This window comes from Occallatibacter sp. (assembly GCF_049802275.1).
Lineage (GTDB): Bacteria > Acidobacteriota > Terriglobia > Terriglobales > Acidobacteriaceae > Telmatobacter.
Map to the genome: position 1 here is coordinate 1 of NZ_JBARMD010000034.1, position 7,141 is coordinate 7,141.

At 57.4% G+C, this 7,141-nt stretch carries 6 protein-coding genes; 1 reads left to right on the forward strand and 5 read right to left on the reverse strand.

Going from position 1 to position 7,141, the window contains the following annotated elements; translation table 11 throughout:
• Positions 1-188: 188 nt before the first annotated feature.
• From WA354_RS00940 to WA354_RS00960, 5 genes are all read right to left on the reverse strand, one after another.
• Positions 189-1,286: an acyltransferase family protein gene (locus tag WA354_RS00940; RefSeq protein ID WP_472811132.1), complete on the reverse strand. Its 1,098-nt coding sequence runs from the start codon at positions 1,284-1,286 to the stop codon at positions 189-191.
• A 92-nt stretch (positions 1,287-1,378) separates the two neighbouring features.
• Complete coding sequence (gene proC, locus WA354_RS00945) at positions 1,379-2,233, reverse strand: pyrroline-5-carboxylate reductase (RefSeq protein WP_472811133.1); 855 nt, start codon at positions 2,231-2,233, stop codon at positions 1,379-1,381.
• Positions 2,234-2,333: 100 nt separating this feature from the next.
• On the reverse strand, positions 2,334-2,798 hold the full coding sequence (locus tag WA354_RS00950; protein WP_472811134.1) for a hypothetical protein: 465 nt from the start codon (positions 2,796-2,798) through the stop codon (positions 2,334-2,336).
• A gap of 111 nt (positions 2,799-2,909) precedes the next feature.
• A complete protein-coding gene (locus WA354_RS00955) occupies positions 2,910-4,301 on the reverse strand; it encodes a GGDEF domain-containing protein (protein WP_472811135.1) in 1,392 nt (463 codons plus the stop codon).
• Positions 4,302-4,440: 139 nt separating this feature from the next.
• Positions 4,441-4,854: an STAS domain-containing protein gene (locus WA354_RS00960; RefSeq protein WP_472811136.1), complete on the reverse strand. Its 414-nt coding sequence runs from the start codon at positions 4,852-4,854 to the stop codon at positions 4,441-4,443.
• A gap of 558 nt (positions 4,855-5,412) precedes the next feature.
• Between WA354_RS00960 and WA354_RS00965 the strand changes: the two genes are divergently transcribed.
• A partial coding sequence (locus tag WA354_RS00965) for a hypothetical protein (protein WP_472811137.1) occupies positions 5,413-7,141 on the forward strand: 1,729 nt, incomplete at its 3' end.

The following is a 7,141-nucleotide window of genomic DNA, read 5'->3' on the forward strand; positions in this document are numbered from 1 at the left end:
CTTGAGTTCTTGCTTCGGCCCGGTTAATTTCGGTCGTCGCGCTGGTCATGGGGCACCTCGGAAGGGAGATTTCCGTACCACTTCAGGCTAGCAGCCGAATGTTAACGCCAAGGGTGATTGAAGTCACACGCTGATGAGATGCTGCTTCACCAAGTGGGATGCTGAACTTGCAGAAAGTGCGGGGCACGTTAGAGCGAGAAGCTTTGGTTGGATGGCTGCTTCTTGGGCGTGTTCTCAAAGTGGCGCTTGAGACGCAGGATTCTCGATTCGAATCCGTACCAGAGGATGGTTGCGGCCAGCGTGCAGGCGGCGAGGCGGAAGGCGATGACGGCGAGACTGCCGGGAATTCCGTACTTATCCATGCGGGCGTCGAACCAGCCGAAGTAAATGAAGACCATGATGTGCGTCATGTAGAGTCCATAGCTGATGCGACCGTAGAAGGCCAGGGGGCCGCGCCGGAGGATTGCATTCACCGGGTTGTGCGATCCGGTGGAAGCGATGGATGAGAGCACCGCTCCCGCGAAGAGTGTGGTGAGTGCGGTGTCAAGAAATGCCGTTCCGCCGGCGATGGTCCCTGCAGCCAGGAATCCGATGGGCATGGCAGTCAGGCCGATCCAGAGCCAGACGCGGCGGCTGAGCGGAAGCGTGTAAAGGCCGAGAGCTAGGAGGCTGCCCATGGCGATGCCATCGATGTGCGTAAGCGTGTGCGTCGGCGTAATCCAGGCGAAATGTGTGCGGCGAAAAAGCGGGGAGGCGATCAATGCGCCGGTCAGCAGTGTGGCCAGCATCCATGGCGCGCGAAGAAATCGAACGACCGGCGCCCAGAGAAAGTAATACTGCTCTTCGATTGCCAGAGACCATGTGGGGCCGATGGCGGGCGGCAGCGCGAGGTGGAAGAGGTTCTGAAGAAAGAGAAGGTATGCCCACCAGGGTGCGGTTCTGATTGCATCCCATATCGTCGGCCCGATGAACCATGGTGCGTTGAGGTAGCAGACGACCAGCACCAGTACATAGACCGGCCAGATGCGAAGCGCACGGCGTGCGTAGAAATTGCGGAAGTAGTGTGGTTTGTTACGTGATTCAAGCAGGATCGAAGTAATCAGAAATCCCGAGAGAACGAAGAAGAGATTGACTCCGGCCCATCCCCAAAGCGATGCGGGATAGATCCAGGTTCCGGTGAAACGTGGATGGCAGTGATACAGGACCACGGAGAGGACGGCAATGCCGCGCAATCCCTGCAGTTCGGGGATGTAGGAGGGGAGCCAGGATGGGCGTTGGATTTTCAAAGTGGTGACTGAGCGGGAGGCGAGTCGGCGTTGGTCAAATCCCAGGTCTCAAATTCGAGACCTGGGGCACCCAGCGTTTCGAGAGCGGGCCGTTATCCGGCGGCCAATTGTTTGGCTCTTTCAGTGGCCCGCATCACGGCTTTGATCAGGGTTACGCGGAGGCCACCTTCTTCCAGTTCGAGGATGCCGTCGATGGTGCAGCCTGCAGGCGTCGTGACTTCGTCTTTGAGGAGCGCCGGGTGGTAGCCGGTTTCAAGCACCATCTTGCCGGCGCCGTAGACAGTTTGCGCGGCTAGTTGCGTCGCGGTGTCGCGGGGCAGGCCGACCTTGACGCCCGCTTCTGCCAGCGCCTCAATGATGATGTAGATATACGCGGGTCCGGATGCGGAGAGGCCGGTAACGGCGTCCATGTGCTTCTCGTCCACGATGACGGAGCGGCCTACGGTTTCGAAGATGCGCTGCGCCAGGTCCATCTGCTGGTCCTTGACGAAGCGGCCGCGGCAGAGTCCCGCGACGCCAGCACCGAGAGCGGATGGCGTGTTGGGCATGGCGCGGATCACCGGGATTTCGATTCCGGCGGCGTCTTCGATGGCGCGCGTTTTCACTGATGCTGCAAAGGAGACGATGGTCTTCGAGGTAGAGAGCGCGGGCTTGATTTCGGCGATCAGGTCGGGAACCTGAAAGGGCTTCACGCCGATGAGGATCAGGTCTGCCTGTTGCGCGGCGGCGAGGTTATCGGTGCCGACATCAACGCCCCACTGTGCGGCCCGTGCGATTGCCTTTTCAGCATGCGCGACTGTGGCGTGGATCTGGTCCGCGGCGAAGAGGTTCTGCTTGAGAAAGGCCTGAAGCAGAATTCCGCCCATTTTGCCCGCGCCAAGAACGGCTACGTGCAGCTCGGGCAATTGCGCGGGTACTGCGGTGGACTCAACGGCTATCTCCGCCATGGTGTTCCTTCTGGATGAAAGTGATGGTTCAGTTTAAGGATAAATGCTGCCGCGAGTTCCGAAGGGACAGAGTTGCAGCGCTTTCGCGCTCTGCTTCCGGTCAGCGCGAGTAGGTATATGTCCCGCAAACATCCGTCGAGTTGGCTAGAGCGTCGGATGTCAATAGAGGCATGTCCGTTCCGGAGAAGAAAGCTACCCTCAGCGCGCGGTCGTGGACAAAGGTTGCCATCCACTGGGTGTCGTCTGATCCGCAGAGCGTGTTGTGGTGGAGAAAGCGCTTGGCTGCGGGGACGTTCAGACGGTAGAGATACCCGCTGCCTGTCTCGTTGAGGTCAACATCGAAGATCGCGCTGGATTCGGCCGGCTTGAGGGGACGAATCTGTGCGATCGAAAAGGCACTCGTCAAATTGATCGAAAGCCTGGACTCAGAGATGGACAGATCTCCGGTGATGGCCATGGCATTGGTGCTGACCGCGCGCCAGTAGCCTCTGTCCTGAGCAGCCGCGGGAAGAGAACAACAAAGAATCAATGCTGCGAAAACGCCCAGTGGGGAAATTCTACTCATTCTTCGAGCATGACATCCGTTGCAGTCCGGGAGCAAGGGGATGAGGCTTCGAAACGGCAGGTGAGGGCCCGAGAGCCATCGGAGACAGCGAATGACGCATCGCGCGGGACCCTAAGCGATGGCCATCCTCTTCTTCGCTCGCTTCTCCTTGTACATCGCGTTATCTGCCCTGGATACGATGCTTTTCAATGTCTCTTCAGCGCTGTGGTCGGTTGCAGCATAGCCTATGCTGAGGCTTAGGAAAAATCGGTTTCCGGCCAGCTGGGTTCTAGTCGCTGCGCCGGAACGCAAGCGCTCGATGGCAGCAGTGATCTCACTCGAATCGAACTGGCCGGCAACCACGAATTCGTCTCCCCCAAAGCGCCCGATTACGTCGGTCTCCCGGAACGTTCCGATCAGCAGCTTTGCGGTCTCAACTAGCGATACAGAGCCGGCGCTGTGTCCCAGCTCGTCGTTGATGATCTTCAGATTATCCATGTCGACGAACAGGACGCCGAAGGGCAAGTGGGCGCGGCGGGCAAGGCGAAATGCCTGATCGGCAAACAGGTTGAACCCTTTGAAGTTGTAGAGACCTGTCAATCCATCCCTCAAGGTCAGATCGTGAATCTCGTGCTGCATGCGGTCGATGAGCCGCGCCAGGAGCAAGAGCAGGACGAACGAGATAATCGTCGCGACGGAGGTGAGAACCGCAGTGGCATAGTGCGTGGGAACCATTTGCGTATTCAATAATCGCGCCCGGCCAAGCTCACGCAGAAAGGGCAGGACGACCAGAACCGGTGCGATGATGCGCGCGATCCGTCCGCCAATGCCATCTCCCAGGAACACCGAGAAGACGCCGCGTTCAGCCCTGCGGAGAATGGAAACAGCGCTGAGCAGCATGAGGCAGACGATGGTCGGAAATGAGGGAAGACCCGTGGTGGATGAACCCGGAATCTGCGCGATTCCGAAGAGAAATTCGGAAACCACGACGAGGACCAGAAGGGCGAGAAGAGTCGCAGCCACGTCTGCGATGCTGCCGAAAAGCGAGTCGTGCGAGTGGATCAGCAGAATTACGATTCCCAAAAGCAGGAACGCGACAGGGGAAGCAGAAAAGTGGACGGGAGCCTGCCAGGAGGGGGACTGATTTCCGTTCAGAAACCTGTCAAGTTGCGAAAACGCATGCCGTGCCGGTGCCCAGAAGGTCGCAGCCGCAACCATCATCGTCAGACCGGCTAGAATCGCGCCGACGCGTTGCACTCCCTTGGACCGACCGGCTTCGGTGAAGAACATGGCCACGGTTGCGCAAAGCACCGCAAGCGCGGAAGAACTTCTCATGTGCAGAAAGCTTGCCGGCAGCAAATTGCCAAAGATTATTAAGACGTGCGAGAGCAAGTTGATGAGAACAATCTGAATGGCCAGGACGAGGCTGATTTGCTCGATGAAATACGCCCTGTGCAGAAGATTCTGGTTTGGCTCGAGTACAGGGAACGTCTTAGCTTCAATCTCCATGCGTTCAGCAACCATCACCTATTGCAGGCCCGGTGAAAATTCGATTTTTTCCCGTGTTTATTGTTTATTTATAGCAGTTTAGATGACGTCGCGGAATGCAACTTACGTTTGAGCCAGGTGACACGAAACGTAGTGAAAATGAGTCTTTGAGGTGTTACCGGGACTTGGAAGTTCCGCGGCTGGAGGCTTCATCGACCGTTGCGGTCATGGGGAATAGATGGTCGGTCTTGGTGGTCTTGAAAAGTTCGAGGACGCGCGGCACCACGCCAGCGGCAATGAGGTGGACACCTTTGCTCTGGCAGCGGACAAAATGACCGATGACGAGGCCGAGACCGCAGGAGTCCATATAGGGAACTTCGGTGAGGTCGAAGATGTTAACCGACGGCTTGTGGTGAGGCGGATCGGACTCGAAGATGTTGCGTAGCGCAGCCGGGCTGAGAGCGGCGTACATATCGCGCGCCGTGAAGGGGCCGGAAAAACGGAAGATGACGGCATCTGCGGCAGGGTCTTGCTTGCGCTCGATGGAGAACGTGGTGCCTCTCCAAACTTGTGCTGGCACGCTGGACATGAAATCTCCCTCGACGAGTTTGGGGAATGAACTGCCGCTGCGACACGGAACGACCCTCGGATTGTCACCGTTCTGCAAGGGAAAAGGCAAGGTTAATCTTGCGGCGTCGCACCTTCGGACACTTATCTTGAGTGACCCAGGTTACATGCCATCCTTCCGATTCTTTGTGTAGAATCCAGCTAATAAATCAACTTTAGAACGCTTCGGCGGCTACTGCGACTCAAGAATCCAGAATCGCTGGGGCGTGTTCTATTTCCTTGAAGCCAAACGCGATATCGCGGATGGGGAGTTCGTTTGTTGCCTTCGTTGTCTTTTGGATACGTGTGCCTGCCTGGGTTCCGTAAGAATCCCAGAGAGAAGAACCTTTCAACATTTTCAAACGTTCGATCAGCGAGGACCGGAAAAAGCGGCCCGCGTGGCGGATGCTCGTGGCTCCTCGTCGTTTCGTGCGCAGTTTTGTGCCTGCTGGAGTTCAGCACTCCGGCGCGTGCAGACGGGACTGCTTACTACATCAACAATCAGGCTGGTTCGAACTGCTCTGATGGCGGTGCGCACAGTATGGCACAACCCTGGTGTACGTTTGCGCCTGCGAACCGGATCAGGTCGTTTCTACCGGGCGATGAGATTCTGCTGGCGCGGGGAGCTTCGTGGAACCAGGAGCTATCGCTGACAGGACGCGGCACGGCGAGTGAGCCGATTACGCTGGCGGCTTACGGGACGGGCGCCAAGCCGAAAATCCTTCGCAACCAGGCTGTGAGCGACATCGGTGTTCTGCTGATGGATGCGAATTTCTGGAAGATCAGCGACCTTGAGGTTGGGAGGGCGAGCGTAGGAATTCTGTTGCACTATACACAGCTCTTCAACAACGGGGTAACTATCAGCAATATCGATGCGCACGACAATAAAGGGATCTGGGGCGGATACTCAACCGAGTATCCAGTGTCGCGTCACAACCTGGACCCCTTTGCGTCGAGTCTGAATATCAATCTGTCGTCGGGGATATTGTTCAATGTTGCCTCGTATCTTACCTACACCAGCTCACAGTATGTGCTGAAAGACGTGTCGGTGAGCAATGTGCGGGGAGCGAACAACCTGGACAGCGTGGCGTTTGATGCCGAGTCCAACACAATCGACAACCGCGACGGGCACAACGCTTTCCAGAATGTGGTTCTGAATGGGCTGATTCTCTCGGGCGATAACGGCGATGCTTCGAAAGCGTACGCCGCCGCCGGGCTCGGGTGTAGCGATTCTCTGCGCCTTTTGGGAATGACGAATGTGACGCTGATGAACTCTGTCTTGTTTGATGAAGCAGCATGTCACACGCCGACCGGAACCGCAGCCGTGATCCTTGGCCGCATAAGCCAGGTGAATTTTGTGAACAACATCATCTTCGGAGTGCCCGCAACAGGCAGTCCGGACGAAACCGGCATCGATTTCGAATGGTCAGAAGATCACGTGACCCTGCAGGCAAACTTGTTCGCATCGAATGCGGGTCCAGCCGTGGAGATATTGAATATTCATGGCGGCGACCATTCGACCGATCTCGCATTCGAGGACAATACGTTTGCACAGAACGCGTTCTCCCGTCAGCCGGGCGCGGCATCGGTCTGGGAAGATTACAAAGGCCGCGGGTACGGGACGCCGGCGGGGATGGTTCGCAACAACCTGTTTTTTGAGCCACACGGCAAGTTCCTCGCCGGCCAAAACATCGGCTCGATTGCAGATGTGAATAACCTGCAGACGACGATGGCGGCCAATTACGCAGCAGAGCAGTTTTCGGCGGCCCAGGGAAAGAACCAGTGGCGCTATGTGTACGAAACACCCGAGACGGCATGGACTGAGATGCCTTACTACTCCGCAAGCGACAACAATGGCTCATGGGAGACCAACGAGGCGCAGTATGTCAGCGCATTCCTCATGGCGCCGGGAAATTGCGCGGGTAATTGCGATGCGAGCGGAGTAGCCCGTGAATGGGTCGCAACGCGCTCCGGGAATATCAGCATCAGGGGTCACGTGCTGCGGTCCGGCGGGCAGGGTGGAGCCGGAATGACGGTGGCGGTCAATCTGGTGTCGGGTAGAAACCAGACGCCGATTTGGCCAAGCCAGGGCGGAAAGCAGTTAATCGCGGGCACCGACCAGCTGGGATATGCCACAGATGTGGACAATGTCCAGGTCGCGGCTGGGGATGTGCTCCGTTTCGAGGTCCATGCCGACCGCGGAAACTCAAATGACTCGGTGAGCTGGACGCCATCGGTTGGGTACGTAACGCGCAAGTCCTCGACAATCG

Coding starts and splice junctions, on each gene's coding strand:
- WA354_RS00955 (WP_472811135.1), bottom strand. CDS start 4,301: ATGGTTGCTGAACGCATGGAGATTGAAGCTAAGACGTTCCCTGTACTC.
- proC (WP_472811133.1), bottom strand. CDS start 2,233: ATGGCGGAGATAGCCGTTGAGTCCACCGCAGTACCCGCGCAATTGCCC.
- WA354_RS00950 (WP_472811134.1), bottom strand. CDS start 2,798: ATGAGTAGAATTTCCCCACTGGGCGTTTTCGCAGCATTGATTCTTTGT.
- WA354_RS00960 (WP_472811136.1), bottom strand. CDS start 4,854: ATGTCCAGCGTGCCAGCACAAGTTTGGAGAGGCACCACGTTCTCCATC.